We start from the raw sequence: 23,894 nt of genomic DNA, 5'->3' as shown, positions 1-23,894 counted from the left end.
TGGCTCGGTCAATAACCCAATTTCTCAGAAATATGCTGAGCGGCGTTTTTGACTTTTTCGGTTAAGTACGGCAGTCTGTCCTCTGAAAACCTGGCTTCAAAGCCGGCGATGCTGATTCCCGCAGCCACCTTACCTTCGTGATTGAAAATCGGCGCCCCGATCGCAGCCGTGTAATCCTCTAATTCCGAATAGCTGATCGTATATCCTGATTGTAATGACGTTTCAATGGATTGAAGCAGTTCAGCCGGATTCGTCATCGTGCCTGAAGCGATTGCGGCAAGCTTTGTTTTCTGAATGTATGTGTCAATCTCCTCTCGCGGCAGAAACGATAAAATGCTTCTGGCGCACGCTCCCGCATACAGCGGCGACCGGCGGCCGATTGCAGTATACAGCCGTACGGTTTGCGTTCCCTCAATTTTTTCGACGTAAATGGCTTCATCGCCGTCCCTCATAATCAGCTGAACGGCCTCATCCACTTCACCGCACAGCTTTTCCATCACCGGCTTGGCTATTTTCCTGATGTCCAGACGGTCAGAGACGAGCTGGCCGAATTGTAAAAAGATCAGACCAAGCTGATAACGGCCGTCCGCTGTCCGGGTGAGAAATCCCATTTCCTCCAGTGAACTTGCCATCCGGTGAACTGAGGTCTTCGGCATTTCCGATAGAGAAACCAGCTCATTTAAGCTCAGGCTCGGTTCGGTCAGGAATAAATGAAGCAGCTCCATTGATTTGATGACGGTTTTGTTTTTGTTCTCCATGACCTTTCATCCCCTTTGTCAGATCAGCCATTCCATTTTGAGTCTTGCTTTCAGCTCCTTCAGCTGCTGTTCCTTCTCCAACAGCAGCATTTCCGCCTCCTCCAGCGAAACAGCAGCGAACGTGATATGTTCCCCCGGCATCGTTTGGGCGGCAAGAGGAAGATCGGCGGATATGATATGCGCCATTCGCGGGTAGCCCCCCGTCGTCTGTCTGTCAGCCAGCAGTATAATCGGATTGCCGTCCGGCGGCACCTGCACCGTCCCGAATGTCACAGCCTCAGATACCATTTCAAGCGGCTCCCGCAATTCAAGCGGGGCGCCCTTCAGGCGGTAGCCCATTCGGTCTGATTGCGGCGTAACCGTATACGATTCTTGGTAAAAACGCCGTTTTGCTTCTTCTGTAAACGCATGAAATTGAGCGCCTTCAAGCACGCGAATGACCGGATTTCTTTTCAGCGGCAAAAATCCTCTGCTGCTGACTGACCAATCAGGCGCTGAGAAACCATGCTGCCCGGGAGATTCGCTCAGACGGGCAGCGATCAGTTCCGAGCACTGCGTCATACCGCCGAGCGGCAGTTCATCATCTTTTTGCAGCGCTCTTCCGCAAAAGCCGCCGATCCCCGCTCTGACATATGTGCTTTTGCTTTCCATGACGGCGGGCACGTCAAATCCCCCCGCGACGGCGAGATAAGCGCAACTCCCCATTTTGCACGGCCCAAATGAGACGACGCTTGTTTCCTTTATCAAAATCGGTTTCCACAGAGGAGCCGGTTCTCCATTAATATGAAAAGCGAAATCGGCCCCCGTGACGGCAATGACCGCCGGTTCTGATAACTCAAAGGAAGGCCCGGGCCCCATGAGCGTAATTTCCAGTCCCGCCTCTGTTTCTTTATTTCCGGCAAGAAGATTGGCGATGCGCAGAGAAATTGTATCCATTGCGCCGCTGCCCAGTACGCCGTATTTCTGATACCCTGTTCGGCCCGTATCCTGAATCGTCGTCAGAAGACCGGGCTTCACCACTTTCATGCTCATTCGGCTCCCTCCTTGATGCGGCTGTATTCTTCCGCTGAAATCCGGACGAATTTCACAGTATCGCCCGCTCTCAACAGGCTCGGCGGTTGTTCTTCAGGCCTGAAAAGCCGAAGCGGAGTGCTGCCGATCAGCTGCCAGCCGCCGGGGGTGGATATCGGATACACACCGGTCTGCATCCCTGCGATTCCTACTGAACCAGCCGGAATCGACGGCCTTGGCGATGCCTTTCTCGGCGCTCTGATCCGCTCAGACATTCCTCCTAAAAACGGAAATCCCGGCGCAAACCCGAGCATATAAACGAGATACTCGCCTTCGGTATGAATGCGGATGACGTCTTCCGGCGTCAGATCGTTCATCTCAGCGACGTCTTCTAAATCAGGACCGAAATCACCTCCGTAGCAAACGGGGATTTCCATCACCCGGCGCTCTTCCTGCCGGCCGGCCTTTATATAGCTGAGGCGTTCTGTCACTTCTTTCTTGACCAAAGCAAAAGGAGAGACGCCTTTTTTTATTTGTGAGACGGCATACACATCATAAAAGATCGTTAAGCTTGTGAATGCCGGAATACATTCAACGAAGCCCGGAAACGGCCGTTCTTCAATACAGGCGGCCGCCGCATGAACCCGGCTGTTGACTTCTTCGCTGATGTGCCCGCCAAAGCGGATGATAACGGCGGAATCACCGTGCGGCTGTATATCAAGCGCTGTATTGCCGCTATACTGCTTCATTGTCATCACCTCGTTGTTTTCTTTCTCACTTACAGAACAGCAAGCGATTCGTTCCGTATATCAGTGATCAGCATGTGCCCCGGTGAATGGGTTATCACGATATCGGGCTTTGTTTCCATGATCACCGCCTGCGGTGTAACGCCGCACGCCCAGAATACGGGAACTTCGCCTTCTTTCACCGTTACGGCATCTCCGAAGTCCGGCTGATTCAGATCGCTGATGCCGATGCTTTTCGGATTCCCGATGCGGACGGGGGCGCCGTGAACAGCGGGAAAACGTGACGTGACCTGTGCCGCGCGGACTGCCAGTCTTTCCGGAATCGGCCTCATGCTGACGACCATCTTTCCTGAAAACGGGCCCGCCGGAACACAGTCAATATTTGTTTTATACATGGGAACGTTCACGCCTTCATCAATATGCCTGATTGGAATGTGCTGATTGATAAGGGCTTGCTCGAATGAAAAACTGCAGCCGATCAAAAAGCCGACAAAATCATCCTTCCAATATGGCGTGAGATCCGTTACCTCTTCAGTAAGCACGCCATGCCGATAGATTCTGTATTTCGGAAAGTCCGTCCGGATATCAGCTCCCGGCGCCGCTATTGCCGGAACGGGTGAACCCGCATCCGTCACGTCAAGTACCGGACAAGGCTTTTGATTGCGCTGGCAGAATAAGAGAAAATCAAAGGCTAGATCCTTTTGCAAAACGACGAGATTGGCTTGTGCGTAAGAAGCGGCCAACCCCGCCGTCGGCCCGGTCATCCGCCCTTTTCTGATAAGCTGCCTGACTTCTTCGGGGCTCATGTCACTCATATGTTTTTTCATGCCATCAGCCCCATAGCTGCGGCATTTGTGAAAATAATGTATAGATGCCCATAACCGCCATGACAACGACTACGATTGCCCCCGCGATCGTCAGCCAGATCGGATGCTTGTAGTCGCCGACGATTTTTTTCTTATAAGCGCCCAACAAAATCATCGCTAATGCAAGCGGCAGAATTAAGCCGTTAAGCGAACCGACCGCGACCAGAATTTTGGCAGGCTGGCCGATCGTGACAAAAATGAGAGTGGATACGATGATAAAAGCGATAATGACGCCGTTCGAATGCTTTTCGATTCTTGCCGAGAACGATTTGAAGAAAGACACTGACGTATATGCGGCGCCGATGACAGACGTAATAGCAGCAGACCACATGATGACACCGAAAATTTTATAGCCGACATTTCCCGCCGCAAGCTTGAACACAGAAGCCGCGGGATTATCAGGATCAATGCGCAGACCCTTTGAGACGACGCCGAGCACGGCGAGAAACAGGGCAATCCGCATAACAGATGTAATCAATACGCCTGTGACGGAGCTTTTCGTGACTTGAGGAATGACTTCCTTCCCTTGAATGCCTGAATCAAGCAAACGGTGGCCGCCGGCAAATGTAATGTATCCGCCGACCGTGCCGCCGACAAGCGTCACGATCGCCAGCACACTGATATGATCAGGCATAAAAGTTTTCACAACGGCGTGTCCGACCGGCGGAGCCGTCGTTACGGCAACATACACCGTCAATACGATCATGACAATTCCGGCGATCTGCATAAAACGGTCCATGACTTTTCCGGCTTCCTTTATGACGAAAACCAAAACCGCAATCGCTGCGCTGATTAAAGCGCCGATCTCCGGTTTGATTCCGAATAATACTTGCAGGCCGAGACCCGCGCCGCCGATGTTTCCGATATTAAATGCAAGTCCGCCGAGCACCACCAGAAAAGCAATGGCATAACCGGCGCCCGGAAGCACCATATTTGCAATCTCTTGGCCGCGCTTTCCGGAAACGGCGATAATCCGCCATACATTGGTTTGCGCGAAAATGTCCAAAATAATAGAGATTAAAATGATAAAGCCGAAGCTTGCCGCCAATGTATTGGTAAACGTGGCCGTCTGCGTCAGAAAGCCGGGCCCGATTGATGATGTCGCCATCAGAAATGTCGCGCCTAAAAGCAGCGACCATTTGCCGGAAGCCTTTCCGGCTGTTTTTTTCTTTTGCTCCATGCTGTCTTCCTCCCTCTGCTGCTCAGTCTTTTGAAAGCGCACTGATTTGAATGTCAGCCGCTTTTAATTCGTTTCTGATTGTTTTGGCGAATGTCAGCGCGTGGGCGCCGTCTCCGTGAATGCAGACGGTGTCCGCTTTCAGGCTTACAGCTTGTCCCTTACGTGATGTCACCGTGTTGTCTTTCACCATTTGAATCACTTGCCCGACCGCTTTTTTGTCATCCTGAATCAGCGCATCCGGCTGTGAACGCGGCGTCAGCGTGCCGTCTTCCTGATAGGTGCGGTCTGCAAACACTTCGCTTGCCGTCTGCAGTCCGATTCGATCTCCCGCTTTAATCAGCTCGCTTCCGGATAGCCCGAAAAGAATGAGTCCGGGATCAAAATGAGAGACCGCCTGAGCGATGGCCTCTGACAGGCCGCGGTTGACGGCGGCCATATTATATAAAGCGCCATGCGGCTTTACATGCTGCATCGCGACACCTTCTGCTTTTAAAAAACCTGACAGCGCGCCGATTTGGTACAGTGTCAGATCATAGGCTTCCTCGGGCGTAATCGCGATCTGCCGCCGCCCGAATCCCTGAAGATCGAACAGCCCGGGATGAGCGCCGATTTTCACGCCCTTTTCCGCCGCAAGCGCAACCGTTTTGCGCATCACGCTGGGATCACCCGCATGAAAGCCGCAGGCGATGTTTGCAGATGTCACATAATCCAGAATCTCTTCATCCATCCCGATCTTATATGCACCGAAGCTTTCTCCTAAATCACAATTGATGTCAATCTGAAACATAAGCTCCCTCCTGTATTGTAAACGTTTTATTTTAATATCATTCCGCTATTCGGAATGACTATTCCGAATTGTTGGATTTCATTCAATTATATCAATTCTGACACGTTTGAACATCCCTTTGTCAGAAAACCTACCATGGACCTAGTCACAAATGTGACAAACAAAAAAGAGAGCCTCATCCAGAGACTCTCTTTTTTCTATTATAACACCCAGTGGCGGATCGCTTTGGCGACTCCGTTTTCTGTGTTGACATCAGTCACCCAGTCAGCGGTTTCTTTTACGATATCCTGCGCATTTCCCATGGCGACGCCGACACCCGCTTTTTCAATCATCGCAATGTCATTCAGACTGTCACCCATAGCCATCACATTATCCATCGTAAAGCCGAGTTTTTCCGATACCTTCGCCAGCGCCGCCGCTTTATTGATGCCGAGGGCATTGACTTCGATATTGATCGGACTTGAGTTTGTGACTTCGAGCTCCTTGTTTTCTTTCAGCTCTTTCAGCACCTCATTCCGCACATCGTCATCCTCGATTTCAAATCCGAACTTGAGCCACTGATGATCCGTAATGGTTTCCGGGAATTCCCCTCTCCACACTTTATCGACGGTAGAGGCCCAGAAATTCGTATTGTGCTTATTTCTCAGATCCCATAATTTTCGAATATGATCGGTATGAAGAAGCTTGCGCTCAACCAGCTCAAAGTCGGAATCCCAGATTTCGCTGCCGTTTGCCGTAATTAAAAAGGATGACAGCTCGAGAGACTCAGCCAGTTCGCGGCATGTCATCAGCGTGCGTCCGGTGCTGATGACGACGTGAATTCCTTTCGCCTCCGCTTCCTTGATCGCCCGCCGGTTTTCCTCCGGGATGAGCTGCTCGTCATTGAGCAGGGTTCCGTCCATATCAATCGCGATCAGTTTAATATCTGCGTCTTCTCTTTGTATCGGCATATATGTACCTCACTTTTTATATTGTAGTCGTCTCTATTTTAATACATATGACCCACAGGAACAAAAAACCGCTCCTGACGTTTGGCGGGGAGCACGTTGAGGAAAAGAAATATTGAGGTGATGGAGGATGAAAGAAAGAAAACAGAAAAACAAACCGAATGAAAATCCTGAACATCATGATTTAACCGATCCGATTCCGCTGGAAGAGCTGAAGGAAAACGCCAATGATGAAAAACACAAACACGACCAAAGAGACAATTCACAGAGTGAAAGAGATTATGATACAAAATAACAGGCTTGTCCGAAAGCCGCCGCTGGAGGCGGCTTTTTTTTACGATGGTGCGATAAATATGCTGATCTCAGCTTCCGCTACCGGATTCCCGGCAACGGACGCTTTCGCTCGGCCGAACACAAACCCGCGCCTCGTTCGCGTGACTTCAAACAGCAGATCCAGACGGTCTCCCGGCAAAGCGGCACCTAATCTTTCCGCTTTCTTCACCGCGGATAAAAGACCGAGGCTGTCACCGCCGGTAATTCCCGCGCAAGCCGCCGTTTGGGCCATCGCTTCAATGACGAGTGAAAACGGCATCTCTCTTTGTGATTCGGTTATAAACCAGTCATTTTCACTGATGTTTTTGTAAGCGGCCGCCCATTTTCCGGCTTCGCTGTTTGTCGTGCCGTCAATCAAAAGAAACGGAAAACGGTGGGGTAAGAGCTTTTGAGTCATCATACAGCCTCCCTTCTCCCACATTATAACAGAAGAAAAAAAAGCCGCGTCCCCCGACGCGGGTTCATCTTATTGATTCAGTTTTTTGAGCACGATGCCGTGCAGCGGCTCATGCGGCTGAATACCGCAAATGTCTTGCAGAACACCGCTTGTTCCTTTTTCCGCGATAAGCTTCTGCAGCTCAACCGCTTCCGGATCATCCTGATAGTCAAAGCGCAGGGCGGCGGCGATGCCTTCCGCCAGCGCGTTCGGTTCTTTTATTTTTTTGGCCGGTCCTACTAATCTATCATTCGCTCCGAGTTTTCTGAGCGGTGATCTGGCGACTCTTGTCACATCATCCGTGATGTATTCATTTTCAAAACGGCCGATGATTTTCTTCATGTACTGCTCGTGTTCAGCTTGCTTAAAGCCGTACGCTTTCACCAAGTACTCGCCCGTTTCTGAAAGTGCATCGTACACGACACGCCGGATTTCAGGATGGTCGATGGCCTCTTTGACGGTTTTTAATCCGCGCTGATAGCCGACGTACGCCGTCACGGCATGCCCGGTATTGACGGTAAACAGCTTTCTCTCGATGAAAGGTGTAAGATCATCCGTAAATATCGCACCTTTAAGTGCCGGCTGACCGCCGGCAAAGCCGGTTCTGTCTATAACCCATTCAAAAAACGGCTCTACGGATACTTTCAGCGGGTCTTCATGGTGCTGAATCGGCACGATCCGGTCCACCGCAGAATCAGGGAAGCCGACCGTCCGGTTCACGAGTTCCCGCTCCCCTTCCGTCAAATGTCCGAAAACTTCTTTTTTCAGAAAACGGCTGCCGCCGATCATATTTTCACAGGCAATGATATTGAGAGGCTCAGAGGACGTTCTGCGCTTCAGCCCTTCCGCGATCGACGGGGCGATGAGCCTGAGAACGTTTGGGCCCACCGCCGTCGTAATGATCGCCGCGTCATTGATCAGCCTGTACAGCTCTTGTTCTTGCACCGCGCTGTTGATGGCTGAAACGGGGCCGATAATTTCTGTCTGCCGGCCGCCGTCGGCAAGCTCCACGGTATATTCCTTCTTATCATTGAGAAGACCGACCATCGTTTCATTCACATCAGCGAAAACTACGTCATAGCCGGAATGATGGAGCAAAGCGCCGATAAAGCCCCGCCCGATATTTCCCGCTCCGAAATGAAGGGCAATCATGTCAGTTCACCTCGCTGAAAATCGCGGCCAGTTCTTCTTCCGTCTTTGCACTGATCAGCCGCTCGATGTTTTCTTCCTCTGAGCAGATGATGGCGATGTTTGACAGAATGTCTAAGTGTTCATTGTTTTTTCCGGCAATACCGAAAACGACCTTTGCCGTATTGCCTTCACCGTATTCCACCCCGTCCGGAATCTGGATGACGGAAATGCCTGAATGAAGCACCTCATCCTTCGCATCTTCCGTGCCGTGCGGGATCGCAATGAAATTCCCCATGAACGTGGATGATGTTTCTTCACGTTCGAACATTTTTTCCACATAGCCGTTTTTCACGTAACCGTTATCAATCAACGTCTGTCCCGCCAGGCGGATGGCATCCTCTTTTGAATTCACTGTCTGGTTCAGTTTGATGTTCGCTTTAGCCAATACTTCCATGATGAAAATCCCTCTTTCTGTTTGATTAGTTTTTAAGCTTTTCAATCAGTTCATCGTATTTCGGGCTGTTCAAGAAATTATCAACCGAAATGTGCACCGCCTGCGGCAGCTTCGCTTTCGCGCGGTCAGTCAGGTCCTTATGCGTAATGACGATATCCGCGTCATTCGGAAGATTATTGATTGATGTATTTGTCACATCAATGTCAAGTTCTGCTTTTTTCACTTTGTTTCTTAAAATGGAGGCGCCCATTGCGCTCGATCCCATACCCGCGTCGCACGCGAAGATAATGCGGCTGACTTGGTCAGCGGACATATCAGCGGCGCTGTTTTCCGGCTCTTCCTCTTTGTCCGCCAATGCGGCCGCCGCTTCGCTTTTCCTGCCTTTCATTTCCTGCATTTTTTCCGCTGCGGCTGTCAAATCTTCTTCGCCCGCTTTAGACGATTTCAAAATAAGCGCCGAGACGATAAACGATACGGCCGCTGCCACGATGACGCCCGCCAGCACGCCGAGATAGCTTCCCTTCGGTGTCAGCGCCAAAATGGCGATGATGCTGCCCGGAGATGATGCGGCGACAAGACCTGCGTTAAAAATCGAGAATGTGAGCAGTCCGCTCGCTCCCCCGGCGATCGCAGCGAGGATCAGCATCGGTTTCATTAAAATGTAAGGGAAATAGATTTCATGAATCCCCCCGAAGAAATGAATGATCGCCGCTCCCGGAGCCGTCGATCTTGAAGAACCTTTCCCAAAGAACATATATGCCAGTAAAATACCGAGTCCAGGCCCGGGGTTCGCTTCCACTAAGAACAGAATGGATTTACCCGCTTTGGCGGCCTGCTCGATTCCGATCGGACTTAAAATGCCGTGGTTGATCGCGTTATTCAGGAACAGGACTTTCGCCGGTTCCACGAAAACGCTTGCAATCGGCAGCAAATTCGCGTGGACAATGACTTCCACACCCGCCGCCAGCAATTTGTTAAGAGACAGGACGACCGGGCCGATTGCATAAAACGCGATAATCGTCAGCACCGCGCCGATAATTCCCGCCGTGAAGTTGTTGATCAGCATTTCAAAACCCTGTCTGACTTTATCTTTAAACACACGGTCTAATTGTTTAATGAGATAGCCGCCCAAAGGCCCCATAATCATTGCGCCTAAGAACATCGGTATGTCCGCTCCGACAATGACTCCGATGGCCGCTGTCGCTCCGACGACTCCCCCGCGGTGATCGTAAATCATTTTTCCGCCCGTATATGCGATTAAAAGCGGCAGAAGATACGTAATCATCGGGCTTACCAATGTATTCAGCTGCGGATTCGGAAACCATCCCGCAGGAATAAACAGCGCGGTGATAATTCCCCATGCGATAAATGCGCCGATATTCGGCATGATCATACCGCTTAAATAACTGCCGAACCGCTGTATCTTTACTTTCATGCCAGCTTGCTGTTCTTGCTGCATATCATTTCCCTCCCTGTTTGCCTGCCTTAAGATGAAAATAAATAAGACACGGGGTTTTCTTTCGCCCCTGTGCCTTCATCATAAAACGCTTACAATTCTCATTCAATGAAAAGTAAAGAGGAGTTTGGCACAGAGACTGTGACAAATCCTTAACTAAAAAAAGACACCTCATCAAAGGTGTCTTACCGCTTCCTGTATATAATGTGTCCTTTTGTAACGACAAGTTTGGCAATGATCCGCTCACTGACAATAAACACCGGATACGCACATACGAGCGCAAAAATGGCGGCCGGCACATACCGCGCGGCCGGAATCATCGGCATGACGGCGGTTCTGGCCATCTGCACAAGATAAATCAAAAGCACGGTTATCGCAATGGCCACAGCCATAATCGGAGCTGATACTTTATATTCACGCAATTTCACATGGCAGTGTCCGCACTGAAACTGGCACGGGATCATGGATGATCTGACCATGTCGCCTGTAATCGGCTTGCCGCAGTTCGGGCAGGTCGTTTCTTTCATGTTTATTCCTCCATTCAACTCTTCTATTATAACAGAGTCTGTCTCCGCGTTTTACATTTGTGAATGTTCAACATATTTTCACACATTTTATCATCAGGCTCTTGTGCACATTTGTGAAAACATCTACTCTTAAAGGGAGGTTCATCACTCATTCGCATAAAAAGGAGGATGCAGAATTGCTTCCGATTAACAGACAGCAAACCTTGCTTGAATGGCTGAAAGAGGAGGGCGCGCTGAAAATCTCTGACATAAGCGAGAGATTCGGCGTCTCCGAGATGACCGTGTACAGAGACGTCAATCAGCTGGCGGATGCAAACCGGATTATCCGGACACCCGGCGGCATTACGCTCCCGCCCGCTTCAGAAAAAAGCGCCAATCAATGCGGCTATTGCCTGCGGCCGATTCAGCATTCATATTCTGTCCAGCTCATTACTGTTTCACAAGCCGTTGAGCAGATGTGCTGCATTCATTGCGCGATTTTGCGGTATGAGGATAAAAAGGAAGAAGTGTCTCATGTCATTTGTAAGGATTTTCTTCTCCAGACAACGCTGACGGCCTCTTCTGCTTACTTTTTAGTCCATGCCGATATTGACCTTCATTGCTGCCGGCCTCAGGCGATTCCCTTCTCAACGCGTGATTACGCAGAACGGTTTCAAAAAGGATTCGGCGGGGTCATTTGCACCTTTGACGAGGCGGCGGACATCATCTTACACGACAGGCAGAAGGGATGCACCTGCAGCAAGACATAACAACAACCAACCGGAAGGCGGTGTCACAAGCCATGAGACAGAACAAACGCTGGCTCATCTTTTTGCTGTTCCTTGTTTTGATTCCGAAAATAAGTTTCGCCCACGCCTACATCACAAACTCAAATCCGGGTGAGAACAGCGAATTAAAACAAGCGCCGAAGCAGATTGAAATTGAGTTTAATGAACAGATTGAAGAAGGCTTCCACTCCATTAAGGTCTATAATTCATCCGGCGAACGGGTCGATGCCGGCAAAACGGTGATTCAAAAAAGTGATGCCCGCATCATGACCGCGGCCTTGAAAAAAAATCTGCCGCATGATATTTACAGAGCGGAATGGAACGCGGTGTCGGCCGACGGTCACCCGGTATCCGGCGTCATTCCTTTCAGTATCGGGAAAGCCGGCGGTGAACTTCAGGAGCAAACATCATCACAAGCGGCGCTTCATCCCGAAGCGGCCATCGACCGCGGTATTTTGTATACCGCTCTCTCCCTGTTTATCGGCACGGCGTTTTTCCACTTGTTTTGGTACAGAAAAAATGATTCATCAAAAGCAAAACGAACTGTAAAGCTGCTCGTGATTTCCTTATGTTTAACGGGGCTTGCGCTTGTCTGCCAGCTCCCGATCCAGACGAAAGAAAACGCGGGCGGCGCTTGGAGCGCCGCGTTTCAGCCGGACTATGTAAAAGAAACGCTTCTGAAAACGGCAGGCGGGTGCGTCTGGATGATCCAGATCAGCCTATTTATCCTGCTTGTCCTGTCCATGATCCCGCTGCTGAAGAAGAAAGCTTTCCGGTCATTTGCGTACTGGACGGCGCCGCTGCTGTTCTTTTTCGCTTCGCTTTTGGCAAAAGCATTCGCCGGACATGCGGCGGTTATTGACGAAAAAGCGGTCGGCATCGCGATGGATTTTCTCCATTTATCAGCTGCGTCTATATGGGCCGGCGGTATAGCCGCACTTGTGCTCCTTCTTTCATCAGAGTGGAGAAAAACAGATAAAACCGCCGCCTGGGAAACGGTCAGACGCTTTTCTCCTTGGGCGTTCGCTTCTGTCGGCGTGCTTTTATTTTCAGGTGTGCTGAACGGATTTTTCATTATCCGTTCGTTTGATTCACTCTTTCACACCGCTTACGGCAAGACGCTCCTTTTGAAAATCGGGCTGTTTGTCATCATGCTTGCGCTCGGCGCCATTCACGTATGGATGACGAAGTTCCGCAGAAAAAGGAGCATCAGCGCAACGATAAAGGCCGAATGGGCAATCGGCATTGCGGTGTTATTTACAACCGCTGTCTTCACAAGCCTGCCCAGCCCGCCGCCGCCCGCGCCATTGCCTTTTAACGGCTCAGAAATGATCGGAAACGGGGAAACCCTGTCCTTGCATATTACGCCGAACCAGCCGGGTAAAAATGAATTTCAAGTCATTGTCACCGATCATAACGGCGGCTTGGTAAAAGACATTCAGCAATTTACGGTGACTGTTTATCAGACGGGCTTCAGCGGCAAACAGCATGAAAGCACCTTTGATTTGAAAAAGACGAAGGAAGGCACATTCGAAGCCGCCAACCTGTCCATCACCGAAAAGGGAAACTGGAAGATCAAAGTCCACGGACTGACAAGCGATTTCAATGAAATCAACCAAGTATTCTCAACGACAAACTAAGGAGTGTATCTCATGTTGAAAAAAAAGGCTTTCGTATTCATATTTGCCGTGACCCTGTCACTCATCGGTTTTACGGCTGCAGCAAGCGCCCACGTCTCCGTCAAACCCGCGGAATCCGCGGCGGGTTCTTGGGAAACGTACACAATGAAAGTGCCTGTGGAAAAAAATGAGCCGACAACGAAAGTCGTGCTGAAAATGCCCGCGGGCGTTGAGTTCCAGCAGTATCAGCCGATTCCGGGCTGGAAAACGTCCGTAGCAAAGCATGATGACAAGGCGGTCTCCGTCACTTGGGAAGCAAAGGACGGCGGCATTCAGCCCGGCCAATTCCAGCAGTTCACATTCGTTGCGAAAAACCCTGAAAAGACCGCGGATGCCGCTTGGGACGCCTACCAATATTACAAAGACGGCAGCATTGTAGAATGGACGGGTGATGAGAACGCCGACACGCCTCACTCGATTACGAAAATCACAAAAGCGGCGAACGTGACGGATGCACACGGAGCTGAACAGTCAAATGAAGAAAGCAAATCCGGCGTATCTGCGCTTGATATTGCGGCCATCGTTCTGTCAGCTGCGGCGATTATCCTTTCGATCGCGGCGCTTGTAAAGAAAAAACGCGCGTAAGCAAAAAGCGATCCGGCTCTAAAGAGCCTGCGATCGCTTTTTTTCTTATCCGCGGCCTGCCTGGAATGACGGATATTTGGTCATTCCGCCGTCAGCAAACAGTGTAATGCCGGTCACGTAGCTTGATTCCTTTGAAGCGAGCCAGACGGCGACGGCCGCAATTTCTTCCGGCTCACCGATATATCCCATCGGAATCATGCTTTCCACATCTTTTTTCTGGACGGGATCCGCGAATTTTTCCGCATTGATCGGCGTATTGATCGCGCCTGGTCCGATATTGTTAACACGGATGCGCTTTGGCGCGTACTCAAGCGCCAGCGTTTCCGTCATCAATTTAATGCCGCCTTTACTTGCCGCGTAGTGGACAAACAGCGGCCACGGAATCATTTCATGCACGCTCGACATGTTAATGACGTTTCCTTGAATATCATTTTCTACGTAATATTTAATGGCTTCGCGGCTTCCCAGAAAAGCGCCGGTCAGATTGGTATTGATGACTTTGTTCCAGTCTTTTAACGGCATTTCATGCGACTGAACCGGGTTTTCCATGCCGGCGTTATTGATCATGATATCCAATGTGCCGAATTCTTTCACCGCGGTCTGGACGATGTTTTTCACATCTTCTTCTTTTGTGACGTCACCTTGAATGATGACTGCTTCACCGCCCGCTTTTTGAACCTCTTCTTTTACGGTTTGTGCCTCTTTTTCATTACTGTAGTAGTTAATGACGACTTTCGCCTGCTCCTGTCCGAAGCGGAGCGCCATCGCTCTTCCTAATCCTGATGATGCTCCCGTAATGGCTACGACTTTTCCTTTTAAATCCGTGTACATGTTCAAACCTCCTGCATGTTGTTATGAATTTGATTTTGCAATGCCTAAGAATATTGCGGCCACGATGATCAGGATAATCCCGATGGCAATGGCGACCAGCTGGCGCTTCGTTTTGCTCTCACGGAGGATGAAGATTCCGCCGAGCGTGCTGATGACGATCCCCATTTGAGACAGGGAAAAACTTGTCGCAACACCGACGCGCGGCTGTGAGATGAACAGAAACATATTCCCGAGCGCCCAGATGATTCCCGGCAGAATGTTCTTGAGGGCGTACTTATTAAACGGTTTATGCTTGTATGTCAGGAGCAGCCCGCCGATAACCATCCCGATCGCCTGCGGCAGAAGCGCTGACCAGCCGGATACGCCGAACAGCCGGGCCACGACGACATAGACCAAATAACCGAGCGTAGAGATCAGCAGGATGACAATGCCTTTTTTTAAGTTTCCCGGTTCTCCGTCAGCCCGCCCTTTTTTATCTTCTAAAGATGTGAGCACTATACCGACGATGATTAAAATAAGGGCGAGAATACCCAGCGTAATCGCGATGGGGGTTGACCATTCTTTGAATACAATCACCCCGAACAAAGAAGTCGAGACGAGCTGCATTCCCGTTGATATCGGCATCGTTTTTGAAACGCCCATCAGCTGGATGCTTTTTAGCTGATTGCTTTGACCGAGCGACCAAAACAGCCCCGATATGATGCCGACAATAAAAATGCGCCCAGACAGCACCGGATGGACAAACAGATACAGTACAAACGAAACGATGAGCGCTCCGATTGTCGTACCCAGCGTCTGGCTGTAAGGCCCGCCGCCTAATTTGACGTTAAATAACACGATGCTCCCCCAAAACAAAGCCGGGAGAAGAGCCAGTAATATATCCATGATGGCGACCTTCTTTCAATCGTATTTGCTGTTATTTTGTCTGGAATTGAACCGATTATTCTCAAATCAGAACAAAAAAGCCTGCCGGCGATTTTACCGGCAGACTGCCCATTAAAAAAAGCCCCGCTCAGAAGCAGGGGCTCTTTTTTTGGCTATTAAAGTCCGATTGACATGTATTTGGTTTCCAGATACGGCTCAATGCCTTCCGTACCGCCTTCACGGCCGATGCCGCTTTCTTTCATTCCGCCGAACGGCGCTTGAACCGCTGACGGGCCGCCGTCATTCCAGCCGATGATGCCGTATTCAAGCTGTTCAGAAATATAGATGCCGCGGCGGTAGTTTTCTGTAAAGAAATAAGCCGCAAGCCCGAACGGCGTATCGTTCGCAAGCTTGATCGCTTCATCGATATCTGAGAACGTAACGATCGGCGCAACCGGGCCGAATGTTTCTTCATGCATGATGTTCATGGATGTATCTACGTTTGACAGCACGGTCGGCGTCACGAAATAGCATCCTTTTTCATCGTTTTGGTCATATGTTCCGCCTGTCAGCACTTCTGCGCCTTTTTCCACGGCATCATTAATTTGAGCGACGATTTTATCGAACCCTTTTTTGTTGATGACAGGACCGACGTTTACGCCTTTTTCAAGACCGTTTCCGACTTTGAGTTTCGCAGCTTCTTCACTCAGTTTTTTCGCAAACTCGTCTTTCACGGATTCGTGTACGATCAGACGGTTCGCACAGACGCAGGTTTGGCCGGCATTTCTGAATTTAGAGGCCATTGTTTGGGCTACCGCCAGATCAAGATCAGCGTCTTCATCTACGATCAGCGGCGCATGTCCGCCAAGCTCCATTGACATATGTTTTACGGTGTCGGCGCTGTTTTTCATCAGGATTTTGCCGACAGGCGTTGAGCCGGTAAAGGTAATTTTGCGGATTTTCGGACTGCTGGTAAAGACGTTTCCGATTTCGGCTCCGTCACCGATCACCACTTGCAGCACGTCCTTCGGAATTCCCGCTTCATACGCGAGACGCGCAAGGGCGTAAGCGGAAAGCGGCGTATCCTCCGCGGGTTTGATGATGAACGTACAGCCTGCGGCCAAAGCGGGCGCCGCTTTTCTTGTAATCATCGCATTCGGGAAATTCCACGGCGTGATCGCGGCTACCGGGCCGACCGCCTGGCGGGTGACGACGATCCGTTTGCCCGTTGTCGGCGCAGGGACGGTTCTGCCGTAAATCCGTTTTGCTTCCTCGGCAAACCATTCAATATAGCCGGCGCCGTATAACACTTCTCCGACCGCTTCTTCGTACGGTTTACCGTTTTCCTTCGTAATTAATTCCGCAAGTTCTTCTTTATTTTCAACAATCAGCTCATACCATTTTCTCAAAAGTGAGGCACGTTCTCCCGCTGACGTTTTGGACCATGATTGAAACGCTTGATGTGAACGTTCAATCGCTTTTTCAACTTCTTCGGCCGTCTGCTGGGGGATGCTTTCAATCGCCTCTCCCGTTGCCGGGTTGTACACTGTTAATTGTTCTGGCATATTGAACATTCCTTTCTCTGCTATAGTAAAGCCATTGAATGCTTGTTGATATATCTCACACTCTCATGATAGCAGACCCATCCGCCGGCATACCAATAATTGAACTCACAGAGCGGCTTCGATAATGGAAAGGCCTTCTTTGAGCTGTTCATCCGTCACGACAAGCGGCGTCAGAAATCTGATAATGTTGCCGTTAATCCCCGCCGTCAGCAGCAGCAGTCCGTTCTCATTCGCCGTTTTAGCGATCGCCGCGGCTTTTGCTTTGTCCGGTTCACGCGTGTCCTCGTCTTTGATAATTTCGATGGCCGCCATCGCGCCGAGTCTGCGCACTTCTCCGATACACGCATGCTCTTTTTTCCATTCAAGCGCTTGATGCTCAATGATGCGGCCGATCTCTTCAGAACGCTGATTAAGTCCTTCTTCTTCAATAATATCCAGGACGGCAAGCGCAGCCGCACAGCCGAGAGGGCTTCCCGCATATGTGCCTCCAAGTTCCCCCGGCGCAGCGGCATCAAGCATTTCCGCCCGGCCGATGACGCCGCTCAGCGGCAATCCGGCCGCAAGTGATTTGGACACGGTGATCAAATCAGGGACGGCCCCGAAATGCTCGATTGCAAAATACGTTCCCGTTCTGGCAAATCCGGTCTGAATCTCATCCGCCACAAAAACGATGCCGTGTTTTTTACAAAAAGCGGCGACGTGCTGCACGAAACGTTTTGAAGGAATGATGAAACCGCCTTCTCCCTGAACCGGTTCCATTACGACACAAGCGACCGTTTCCGGCGCAACTGCAGCGATAAAGAAATCATCAAAAGCGCTGATGATCAAGTCGTCATACTGCTCGTCAGTCATGCCGGCCGGCTTTTGATAATAGTAAGGAAACGGCGCCTGATACACTTCCGGGGCAAACGGGCCGAATCCGTATTTATAAGGTTTCACCTTGCTCGTCATGCTCATCGTCATGTTCGTGCGGCCGTGGAACCCTCTTGTAAATGACACGACAGCCTGGCGCTTCGTATATTTTCTGGCGATTTTCACGGCATTTTCCACCGCTTCCGCTCCGGAGTTGAGAAAAATCGCTTTTTTCGCATGATCTCCCGGCGCAAGGGCGCAAAGTTTTTCGGCAAGCTCAATATAAGACGGATACATCATGACGTTAAATCCCGGGTGAATCAGATCCTCCGCCTGTTTCTTCACCGCCTCCACCACTTTCGGATGGGAATGGCCGACATTCAGCGTTCCGATCGCTCCGGCAAAATCAATGAATCGTCTGCCGTCCAAATCGTATAAAAGCGCCCCTTCCCCTTTTACCGCCATGCTGCGGTTTCCGTTGCCGACCCCTTTGGAAACGAATTGATCCCGTTTTTGCTGCCACTGGGCAGTTGTCACTTCCGTTGATGCTGTTTGACTCATAGATTTCATCCCCTTGCGTTATTTTCTTATCATTCTGACTTCTTTTTGGTATGATGAAAAGTACCAAAATCAATTTATCTATGGTACCAGAAAGGGGGTCATGGTCTTTATGCTGACAATTTCCATTGATCATTCGGAAACGGCGGATTATATATACCAGCAGATCTACCAGCACATAAAAGCGGCCGTTTTGAAGCGCAGCCTGCTGCCCCACACAAAGGTGCCGTCTAAACGGGAGCTTGCCGAGACACTGAAGGTCAGCGTGAATTCAGTGAATTCGGCTTATCAGCAGCTGCTTTCGGAAGGTTATTTATATGCAGTCGAAAGAAAAGGTTTTTTCGTTGAGGAAATTGATACGGTTTATCATGAAGAAACGCCTTCGCTCTTATTGCCTGAAGATTTAAAAGAGCGGGAGACGGATAAAAGCGGCTGGATTTCATTTTCACATATGAGCTTGGATACGGCGCATTTCCCCCTGAAAAGCTGGTTCCGCTGTGAGCATAAAGCAGCCGCCCGTTCATTTCATACACTCGGAGAACTCGTCCATCCGCAAGGCTTATATGAAGTCCGCGAAACGATTTCGAGGCTTATTTCCCTGACAAGGGGCGTTACATGCCGCCCGGAACAAATCGTGCTCGGGGCGGGCACGCAAATGCTGATGCAGCTGCTGACGGAACTGCTGCCGAAAGACGCGCTGTACGCGATGGAGAACCCGGGATATATGAGGATGTACCGGCTGCTGCAAAACCTCGGGAAAAAAACGGCCACGATCAGCCTCGATGAAAAAGGCATGTCCATGGCCGAAATCGAAAAGCGCCGGCCCAGTGTATTGATCACCACGCCGTCCCATCAATTTCCCTCAGGGGTAATCATGCCCGCTTCCCGGCGGATTCAGCTTTTAAACTGGGCCGCCGAACAGAACGGCCGCTTCATTATTGAGGATGACTATGACAGTGAATTTAAATATGACGCCGACACGATCCCAGCGCTTCAAAGCCTTGACCGGTTTCAAAATGTCATCTACATGGGGACCTTTTCAAAGTCCCTTTTCCCCGGCCTGCGCATCAGCTACATGGTTCTGCCGCCCGGGCTTTTGCGGACGTTTAAAGAGAGAACGTATGACCTTAATACGTGCAGCACGCTTGCCCAGCTGGCGCTTAAAGAATTTATCGATTCAGGTGAATATCAGAAACATATAAAAAAGATGAAGCAGCATTATAAGAACATGCGGGAGCGCCTTATATCGGCTTTGGAAAAAACCTTCGGGGAAAGAATCCATGTAAAGGGCGCCAATGCCGGGCTTCATTTTGTCACGGAGTTTGACTGCGCCCGTTCAGAAAAAGAAATGTTGGCGCGGGCGGATGCAGAACAGCTCGATCTGTTTGCGATGAGCCGGTTCCGCCTGAAAACGGGAGGCGATTCCAACAAACCCCAGCTCATTCTCGGCTTCGCCCGCCTGAAGGAGAGCGATATTCAGGAAGGCGTCACAAGGCTTTACCGGACGGTTTTCGGCGCATAAAAAAACCCCCGGAATTCGGGGACTATTTACCAGCGGTCCGGCTCTGTCTGCAAAATCGCCTCCAGCAGGCCGGGAAACGCCGCTTGTAAATCATCTTTGCGCAGGGAATAATAACGGTGCTTCCCGTCTATGCGCACTTGGGCGATCCCCGCTTCCCGGAGCACTTTAAAGTGATGGGACAGCGTTGATTTGGCGACCCGGACATCCGCACATGTGCCGCACGTTTTTTCAGTTGTTTCCGCCAATTGTTTGACCAGCTCTAAGCGGAGCGGATCACTTAGAGCATGAAGAACCTTTGTCAGCTGTAAGCGGTCGGTTTCAGGATGATTTGGAATGTTCATGAGTCAAATGTAACACAGATCATCGGCGGGTGACAATTTAGGCGGTGAGGGTTTTTTCTTTACCATTCACTGCGAAACATGTTACAGTTAGTTCGATAATATTCGAACTATAACAAATAAACCCAATCAGGAGGAATTACAATGATCGTCTTACAGGCTTACATGAAAGTAAAAGCGGATAAACGCGAGGAATTTTTAGGAGAAGCGCAATCACTTCTTCAGCATTCACGTGCGGAAGAAGGAAATGTGCAATACGATCTTTTCGAAAAAATCGGTGAAGAAAATACGTTCGTCATGCTTGAACAATGGAAAGATGAAGAAGCAATGAAATTCCACAACGCCACTGACCATTTCCAAGGATTCGTGGCAAAAGCAAAAGAAGTGCTGAGTGCGCCGCTTGACGTTGTCCGCACAGAGCTGTCAGAGTAACGAAAGGATGAATAACATGAACGAAGTCCTTCAATTATTAACAGACCACCGTTCCATCCGCAGCTACACAGATGAGCCCGTATCAGATGAACAGCTGGACCTTATCATTCAAGCCGCTCAGGCAGCGCCGACTTCCATTAACGGCCAGCAATTTACCGTTATTGCCGTGAAAGATAAGGAACGGAAGAAAAAAATATCCGAATTGGCGGGCGGCCAGCCGTGGATTGACCAAGCGCCGGTTTTCCTTTTATTCTGCGCTGATTTTAACCGCGCCAAAATTGCGCTTGAAGAATACAATGATACGCCGCTTGAGATCACGAACGGTTTAGAGTCCGTTCTTGTCGGCGCCGTAGACGTCGGGATTGCGCTCGGTACGGCAACTGCCGCGGCTGAATCAATGGGACTCGGCACTGTGCCGATCGGAGCCGTGCGCGGCAAGCCGGATGAACTCATTGAAATGCTGAAACTCCCGAAATACGTTTTCCCGGTTTCCGGTCTCGTCATCGGCCATCCGGCAGACCGCTCCGCGAAAAAACCGCGTCTGCCGCAAGCAGCCGTTCTGCATCATGAAACGTATCAAGAGGAAGATTTAAGAACACATATCGAAGCCTATGACAAGCAGATGTCCGAATACATGAAAAACCGCACAGGCGGACAGGAAACAAGAAACTGGTCACAAGGCATCACCTCCTACTATAAGCAGCTTTATTATCCGCACATTCGTGAAATGCTTGAAAAACAAGGGTTTAAAACGGATAAATAAGCGCATCAGCCTGCCGGAAACGCTCCGGCAGGTTTTTTCTTTTTCTCAAACAAAAGCGTTGACACTGCGCAAAAATTTTTGTTAATATTTTCATCATATACTCATTGGTTTTCTGTGAACCGATGGGTTTTCTATTGTGACGAAAGAAGGAATCTGGGCTTATGAATGATAAGAAAACGGATATTCTGCTGGCGGCAAGAAAGCTTTTTTCGGGGAGAAGCTTTTCGTCGGTATCGATGCAGGCGATTGCTGAGGAGTGCAAAGTCTCCAAAGCATCTTTATATAAGCTGTTTGAATCGAAGGAAGACCTGCTTCTGGAGCTGCTCGATTTTAACCAGAAACAGATGGTAGCGGCCGCTTCACTATTAAATGAAGAAACAAGCCTGTCCCCTGAGGAACGGTTTGCCAAAAAACTGATGGCTGAGCTTGAAGGCTTCAGGCGCAATCAGCAGTTTTTTAATATGCTGATGTACGGAAGCCCTTCCTCTATTAATGACCGGGTAAAACGGCATATTCACAGGGCCCGTTCCACTTTTATCTGCTGGCATCGCGATTCACTGATTCAGACGTACGGCGAAGACATCATTCCTTATGTATGGGAGCTGGTGATTGTCCTGCAGGGGCTCCTGAGAGAATGCATCACGCTGATTAAGCTGGAAAAAGAACCGCTCGACCTGAAGCCTCTCACGGAGTTTATCATCCGCCATCTCAATCTCATCGTCGAAAACAGGAAAACCGAAACCGCTTTGCCGCAGGAGATGATTGACCTTTATATCGCCTCGGCTTCCTCATTTGAGCCGAAAGACAAAACCGTATTGCTGGCTGAAAGCCTGAAGGAGCTGAAAGAAGCCGTCTCAGCCCTTCCTGAGGAGAAATATGATGCCGCGGGTCTCGTTTCCGCGGCGGCCATGCTGGAGAAAGAATCAGCGGACAAACAGCCGCGGGATTTTCTCATAAAAGCGCTCATCGGTTATTTGGAACAGGCCGGACCGCTGCACCAGCCGCTTGCAGCCGTTAAAACATTGCTCAAACTATAAAGAAAGAAGGAATCAGCTTGAATAAGAGTATTAAAACTGCACCGTACAACCGCTCTGTCATTGTCGGGATTCTTTTGGCGGGAGCGTTCGTCGCCATTTTGAACCAGACGCTGCTTATTACGGCGCTGCCGCACATTATGAATGACTTCAATATAGACGCCAACAAAGCGCAATGGCTGACAACATCGTTTATGCTGACGAACGGGATTTTAATCCCGATTACCGCGTTTTTAATAGAAAAATTTACGAGCCGCACCCTCTTGATTACCGCCATGAGTATTTTCACGGCCGGAACCATTGTCGGTGCATTCGCTCCGAACTTTCCGGTATTGTTAACGGCCCGGATTATCCAGGCGGCCGGCGCCGGAATTATGCTGCCGCTCATGCAGACGGTATTTCTCACGATTTTCCCGATTGAAAAGCGCGGCCGCGCAATGGGTATGGTCGGCTTGGTGATCTCGTTCGCGCCGGCAATCGGCCCGACGCTTTCCGGATGGGCGGTCGAAGCATTCTCTTGGCGCTCTTTGTTTTATATCATCTTTCCGATCGCGGTCATCGATTTGCTTTTAGCGATTATTCTGATGAAAAATGTCACGACATTACGCGAAACACAGATTGATATTTTATCCGTGATCTTATCGACCCTCGGATTCGGCGGCCTGCTTTACGGCTTCTCAAGCGCCGGTTCATCAGGGTGGACCAGTACTGAAGTGCTGACCTCGCTGCTTGTCGGAGCTGTCGCGCTGATTTTCTTTATCGCAAGACAGATGAAGCTCAAAAAACCGATGCTGGAATTCCGCGTGTTTTCCTTCGGGATTTTCAGCCTGACCACCCTGCTCGGCACGCTTGTTTTCGCGCTGCTGATCGGAACGGAAACCATTCTCCCGCTCTACACGCAGAAGGTCCGGGGCGTATCCGCGTTTGATACCGGATTAATGCTTTTGCCGGGCGCGGTTGTGATGGGGATGATGTCTCCGTTTATCGGCCGGATTTTTGACAAAATCGGCGGAAAGGGCCTTGCGATGACCGGATTCTTTATCATCCTGCTCACGTCCCTGCCGTTTATGAATCTGACGGACTCGACTTCTCTCATTTGGATTGTCGTCGTTTATACCGCGCGGCTTTTGGGAACAGCCATGATTATGATGCCGGTGACGACAGCAGGAATCAACGCCCTGCCGCGCCACTTAATTCCGCACGGCACAGCCATGAACAATACCGTTCGCCAAATCGGCGGTTCTATCGGTACGGCGCTGCTTGTTTCCATTATGAGCAGTCAGGCTGCGCACGCAAATACGTCAGCTCCGGCAAACGCCGCCTTGCACGGTATGAATGCGGCATTTGTCGTGGCCGCCTGCATCGCGCTGGCCGGCTTCCTGCTATCTTTCACTTTGAAGAAAAAACCGCGTCAGCCTGAGCAGCAGCAGGCCGTCACGCGTTAAACGAAAAAGAACCCGATCACTTATGTG

26 protein-coding genes are annotated in these 23,894 nt (G+C 50.2%); 9 read left to right on the top strand and 17 right to left on the bottom strand.

Features of this window, described 5'->3' with window-relative positions:
• Window positions 1-8 precede the first annotated feature (8 nt).
• From ABDB98_RS02095 to ABDB98_RS02065, 7 genes are all read right to left on the bottom strand, one after another.
• Window positions 9-758, bottom strand: coding sequence for an IclR family transcriptional regulator (locus tag ABDB98_RS02095; RefSeq protein ID WP_060963586.1), 750 nt, complete (start codon window positions 756-758; stop codon window positions 9-11).
• A gap of 18 nt (window positions 759-776) precedes the next feature.
• Complete coding sequence (locus ABDB98_RS02090) at window positions 777-1,790, bottom strand: biotin-dependent carboxyltransferase family protein (protein WP_438421210.1); 1,014 nt, start codon at window positions 1,788-1,790, stop codon at window positions 777-779.
• Window positions 1,787-2,518 (bottom strand): 5-oxoprolinase subunit PxpB, encoded by a 732-nt coding sequence (pxpB, locus tag ABDB98_RS02085; RefSeq protein ID WP_438421209.1) that lies wholly within the window; start codon window positions 2,516-2,518, stop codon window positions 1,787-1,789. Before pxpB ends, ABDB98_RS02090 begins: the two co-directional genes overlap by 4 nt.
• A gap of 29 nt (window positions 2,519-2,547) precedes the next feature.
• On the bottom strand, window positions 2,548-3,342 hold the full coding sequence (locus tag ABDB98_RS02080; protein ID WP_049627897.1) for a putative hydro-lyase: 795 nt from the start codon (window positions 3,340-3,342) through the stop codon (window positions 2,548-2,550).
• Between the two features lie 4 nt (window positions 3,343-3,346).
• Window positions 3,347-4,561 (bottom strand): NRAMP family divalent metal transporter, encoded by a 1,215-nt coding sequence (locus tag ABDB98_RS02075; RefSeq protein ID WP_438421208.1) that lies wholly within the window; start codon window positions 4,559-4,561, stop codon window positions 3,347-3,349.
• A 22-nt stretch (window positions 4,562-4,583) separates the two neighbouring features.
• A complete protein-coding gene (locus tag ABDB98_RS02070; protein ID WP_438421206.1) occupies window positions 4,584-5,348 on the bottom strand; it encodes a 5-oxoprolinase subunit PxpA in 765 nt (254 codons plus the stop codon).
• A 200-nt stretch (window positions 5,349-5,548) separates the two neighbouring features.
• A complete protein-coding gene (locus ABDB98_RS02065) occupies window positions 5,549-6,298 on the bottom strand; it encodes a Cof-type HAD-IIB family hydrolase (protein WP_438421205.1) in 750 nt (249 codons plus the stop codon).
• 127 nt (window positions 6,299-6,425) lie between these two features.
• On the opposite strand from ABDB98_RS02065, the gene ABDB98_RS02060 reads away from it, so the two are divergent.
• Window positions 6,426-6,590 carry a hypothetical protein gene (locus ABDB98_RS02060; protein ID WP_003156294.1) on the top strand — a complete coding sequence of 55 codons (165 nt, stop codon included), beginning with the start codon at window positions 6,426-6,428 and terminating at the stop codon, window positions 6,588-6,590.
• A 39-nt stretch (window positions 6,591-6,629) separates the two neighbouring features.
• Here ABDB98_RS02060 and ABDB98_RS02055 read toward each other — a convergent pair whose 3' ends face one another.
• The 5 genes from ABDB98_RS02055 to ABDB98_RS02035 all read right to left on the bottom strand — a co-directional run bounded on the left by ABDB98_RS02055 (window position 6,630) and on the right by ABDB98_RS02035 (window position 10,632).
• On the bottom strand, window positions 6,630-7,025 hold the full coding sequence (locus ABDB98_RS02055; RefSeq protein WP_016937238.1) for a 3-hydroxyacyl-ACP dehydratase FabZ family protein: 396 nt from the start codon (window positions 7,023-7,025) through the stop codon (window positions 6,630-6,632).
• Window positions 7,026-7,094: 69 nt separating this feature from the next.
• Complete coding sequence (locus tag ABDB98_RS02050; RefSeq protein WP_438421204.1) at window positions 7,095-8,216, bottom strand: mannitol-1-phosphate 5-dehydrogenase; 1,122 nt, start codon at window positions 8,214-8,216, stop codon at window positions 7,095-7,097.
• A gap of 1 nt (window position 8,217) precedes the next feature.
• The gene (locus ABDB98_RS02045) at window positions 8,218-8,649 is read right to left on the bottom strand and encodes a PTS sugar transporter subunit IIA (RefSeq protein WP_012116817.1); all 432 of its coding nucleotides are present in this window, start codon (window positions 8,647-8,649) and stop codon (window positions 8,218-8,220) included.
• A 25-nt stretch (window positions 8,650-8,674) separates the two neighbouring features.
• Window positions 8,675-10,108, bottom strand: coding sequence for a PTS mannitol transporter subunit IICB (locus tag ABDB98_RS02040; protein ID WP_438421203.1), 1,434 nt, complete (start codon window positions 10,106-10,108; stop codon window positions 8,675-8,677).
• Window positions 10,109-10,290: 182 nt separating this feature from the next.
• Complete coding sequence (locus tag ABDB98_RS02035) at window positions 10,291-10,632, bottom strand: hypothetical protein (RefSeq protein WP_060963596.1); 342 nt, start codon at window positions 10,630-10,632, stop codon at window positions 10,291-10,293.
• A 176-nt stretch (window positions 10,633-10,808) separates the two neighbouring features.
• Here ABDB98_RS02035 and ABDB98_RS02030 point away from each other — a divergent pair, with 176 nt between their 5' ends.
• Genes ABDB98_RS02030 through ABDB98_RS02020 form a run of 3 tightly spaced genes read left to right on the top strand, consistent with a single transcriptional unit; the run spans window position 10,809 to window position 13,663 of the window.
• Entirely contained in the window at window positions 10,809-11,381 is a 573-nt protein-coding gene (locus ABDB98_RS02030) for a DeoR family transcriptional regulator (protein WP_438421202.1), read from the top strand.
• 32 nt (window positions 11,382-11,413) lie between these two features.
• Window positions 11,414-13,039, top strand: a complete 1,626-nt coding sequence (locus ABDB98_RS02025) for a copper resistance CopC/CopD family protein (RefSeq protein WP_438421201.1) — start codon at window positions 11,414-11,416, stop codon at window positions 13,037-13,039.
• Between the two features lie 12 nt (window positions 13,040-13,051).
• A complete protein-coding gene (locus ABDB98_RS02020) occupies window positions 13,052-13,663 on the top strand; it encodes a YcnI family copper-binding membrane protein (RefSeq protein WP_016937244.1) in 612 nt (203 codons plus the stop codon).
• Window positions 13,664-13,708: 45 nt separating this feature from the next.
• On the opposite strand, the gene gdh is transcribed toward ABDB98_RS02020, so the two are convergent.
• The 4 genes from gdh to gabT form a co-directional block, all read right to left on the bottom strand.
• Complete coding sequence (gene gdh / locus ABDB98_RS02015) at window positions 13,709-14,494, bottom strand: glucose 1-dehydrogenase (RefSeq protein WP_438421200.1); 786 nt, start codon at window positions 14,492-14,494, stop codon at window positions 13,709-13,711.
• A gap of 21 nt (window positions 14,495-14,515) precedes the next feature.
• Window positions 14,516-15,379 (bottom strand): RhaT/GlcU family sugar-proton symporter, encoded by an 864-nt coding sequence (locus ABDB98_RS02010; protein WP_016937246.1) that lies wholly within the window; start codon window positions 15,377-15,379, stop codon window positions 14,516-14,518.
• Between the two features lie 155 nt (window positions 15,380-15,534).
• Window positions 15,535-16,923 (bottom strand): succinate-semialdehyde dehydrogenase, encoded by a 1,389-nt coding sequence (gene gabD / locus ABDB98_RS02005; protein WP_045926242.1) that lies wholly within the window; start codon window positions 16,921-16,923, stop codon window positions 15,535-15,537.
• A 105-nt stretch (window positions 16,924-17,028) separates the two neighbouring features.
• On the bottom strand, window positions 17,029-18,336 hold the full coding sequence (gene gabT, locus ABDB98_RS02000; protein ID WP_438421199.1) for a 4-aminobutyrate--2-oxoglutarate transaminase: 1,308 nt from the start codon (window positions 18,334-18,336) through the stop codon (window positions 17,029-17,031).
• Between the two features lie 109 nt (window positions 18,337-18,445).
• Here gabT and ABDB98_RS01995 point away from each other — a divergent pair, with 109 nt between their 5' ends.
• On the top strand, window positions 18,446-19,855 hold the full coding sequence (locus tag ABDB98_RS01995) for a PLP-dependent aminotransferase family protein (protein WP_438421198.1): 1,410 nt from the start codon (window positions 18,446-18,448) through the stop codon (window positions 19,853-19,855).
• Window positions 19,856-19,881: 26 nt separating this feature from the next.
• Here ABDB98_RS01995 and ABDB98_RS01990 read toward each other — a convergent pair whose 3' ends face one another.
• On the bottom strand, window positions 19,882-20,196 hold the full coding sequence (locus ABDB98_RS01990; RefSeq protein ID WP_003156322.1) for an ArsR/SmtB family transcription factor: 315 nt from the start codon (window positions 20,194-20,196) through the stop codon (window positions 19,882-19,884).
• Between the two features lie 141 nt (window positions 20,197-20,337).
• Between ABDB98_RS01990 and ABDB98_RS01985 the strand changes: the two genes are divergently transcribed.
• The 4 genes from ABDB98_RS01985 to ABDB98_RS01970 all read left to right on the top strand — a co-directional run bounded on the left by ABDB98_RS01985 (window position 20,338) and on the right by ABDB98_RS01970 (window position 23,867).
• A complete protein-coding gene (locus ABDB98_RS01985; RefSeq protein WP_060963601.1) occupies window positions 20,338-20,625 on the top strand; it encodes a putative quinol monooxygenase in 288 nt (95 codons plus the stop codon).
• A 16-nt stretch (window positions 20,626-20,641) separates the two neighbouring features.
• Window positions 20,642-21,388 (top strand): oxygen-insensitive NADPH nitroreductase, encoded by a 747-nt coding sequence (gene nfsA, locus ABDB98_RS01980; RefSeq protein WP_060963602.1) that lies wholly within the window; start codon window positions 20,642-20,644, stop codon window positions 21,386-21,388.
• A 161-nt stretch (window positions 21,389-21,549) separates the two neighbouring features.
• Window positions 21,550-22,425, top strand: coding sequence for a TetR/AcrR family transcriptional regulator (locus tag ABDB98_RS01975; protein ID WP_438421197.1), 876 nt, complete (start codon window positions 21,550-21,552; stop codon window positions 22,423-22,425).
• Window positions 22,426-22,442: 17 nt separating this feature from the next.
• Window positions 22,443-23,867 carry an MDR family MFS transporter gene (locus ABDB98_RS01970; protein ID WP_047476239.1) on the top strand — a complete coding sequence of 475 codons (1,425 nt, stop codon included), beginning with the start codon at window positions 22,443-22,445 and terminating at the stop codon, window positions 23,865-23,867.
• The last annotated feature ends 27 nt before the right edge of the window (window positions 23,868-23,894 follow it).

The organism is Bacillus siamensis (assembly GCF_051628075.1).
Lineage (GTDB): Bacteria > Bacillota > Bacilli > Bacillales > Bacillaceae > Bacillus > Bacillus siamensis.
Note: the sequence above shows the minus strand (reverse complement) of the source record. Positions and strands in the feature narration are given on the sequence as shown.

Excerpts from the sequence above, each read along its gene's own strand:
- ABDB98_RS02095 (WP_060963586.1), bottom strand. The coding sequence starts at position 758 with ATGGAGAACAAAAACAAAACCGTCATCAAATCAATGGAGCTGCTTCAT.
- ABDB98_RS02090 (WP_438421210.1), bottom strand. The coding sequence starts at position 1,790 with ATGAGCATGAAAGTGGTGAAGCCCGGTCTTCTGACGACGATTCAGGAT.
- pxpB (WP_438421209.1), bottom strand. The coding sequence starts at position 2,518 with ATGAAGCAGTATAGCGGCAATACAGCGCTTGATATACAGCCGCACGGT.
- ABDB98_RS02080 (WP_049627897.1), bottom strand. The coding sequence starts at position 3,342 with ATGAAAAAACATATGAGTGACATGAGCCCCGAAGAAGTCAGGCAGCTT.
- ABDB98_RS02075 (WP_438421208.1), bottom strand. The coding sequence starts at position 4,561 with ATGGAGCAAAAGAAAAAAACAGCCGGAAAGGCTTCCGGCAAATGGTCG.
- ABDB98_RS02070 (WP_438421206.1), bottom strand. The coding sequence starts at position 5,348 with ATGTTTCAGATTGACATCAATTGTGATTTAGGAGAAAGCTTCGGTGCA.
- ABDB98_RS02065 (WP_438421205.1), bottom strand. The coding sequence starts at position 6,298 with ATGCCGATACAAAGAGAAGACGCAGATATTAAACTGATCGCGATTGAT.
- ABDB98_RS02060 (WP_003156294.1), top strand. The coding sequence starts at position 6,426 with ATGAAAGAAAGAAAACAGAAAAACAAACCGAATGAAAATCCTGAACAT.
- ABDB98_RS02055 (WP_016937238.1), bottom strand. The coding sequence starts at position 7,025 with ATGACTCAAAAGCTCTTACCCCACCGTTTTCCGTTTCTTTTGATTGAC.
- ABDB98_RS02050 (WP_438421204.1), bottom strand. The coding sequence starts at position 8,216 with ATGATTGCCCTTCATTTCGGAGCGGGAAATATCGGGCGGGGCTTTATC.
- ABDB98_RS02045 (WP_012116817.1), bottom strand. The coding sequence starts at position 8,649 with ATGGAAGTATTGGCTAAAGCGAACATCAAACTGAACCAGACAGTGAAT.
- ABDB98_RS02040 (WP_438421203.1), bottom strand. The coding sequence starts at position 10,108 with ATGCAGCAAGAACAGCAAGCTGGCATGAAAGTAAAGATACAGCGGTTC.
- ABDB98_RS02035 (WP_060963596.1), bottom strand. The coding sequence starts at position 10,632 with ATGAAAGAAACGACCTGCCCGAACTGCGGCAAGCCGATTACAGGCGAC.
- ABDB98_RS02025 (WP_438421201.1), top strand. The coding sequence starts at position 11,414 with ATGAGACAGAACAAACGCTGGCTCATCTTTTTGCTGTTCCTTGTTTTG.
- ABDB98_RS02020 (WP_016937244.1), top strand. The coding sequence starts at position 13,052 with ATGTTGAAAAAAAAGGCTTTCGTATTCATATTTGCCGTGACCCTGTCA.
- gdh (WP_438421200.1), bottom strand. The coding sequence starts at position 14,494 with ATGTACACGGATTTAAAAGGAAAAGTCGTAGCCATTACGGGAGCATCA.
- ABDB98_RS02010 (WP_016937246.1), bottom strand. The coding sequence starts at position 15,379 with ATGGATATATTACTGGCTCTTCTCCCGGCTTTGTTTTGGGGGAGCATC.
- gabD (WP_045926242.1), bottom strand. The coding sequence starts at position 16,923 with ATGCCAGAACAATTAACAGTGTACAACCCGGCAACGGGAGAGGCGATT.
- gabT (WP_438421199.1), bottom strand. The coding sequence starts at position 18,336 with ATGAGTCAAACAGCATCAACGGAAGTGACAACTGCCCAGTGGCAGCAA.
- ABDB98_RS01995 (WP_438421198.1), top strand. The coding sequence starts at position 18,446 with ATGCTGACAATTTCCATTGATCATTCGGAAACGGCGGATTATATATAC.
- ABDB98_RS01990 (WP_003156322.1), bottom strand. The coding sequence starts at position 20,196 with ATGAACATTCCAAATCATCCTGAAACCGACCGCTTACAGCTGACAAAG.
- ABDB98_RS01985 (WP_060963601.1), top strand. The coding sequence starts at position 20,338 with ATGATCGTCTTACAGGCTTACATGAAAGTAAAAGCGGATAAACGCGAG.
- nfsA (WP_060963602.1), top strand. The coding sequence starts at position 20,642 with ATGAACGAAGTCCTTCAATTATTAACAGACCACCGTTCCATCCGCAGC.
- ABDB98_RS01975 (WP_438421197.1), top strand. The coding sequence starts at position 21,550 with ATGAATGATAAGAAAACGGATATTCTGCTGGCGGCAAGAAAGCTTTTT.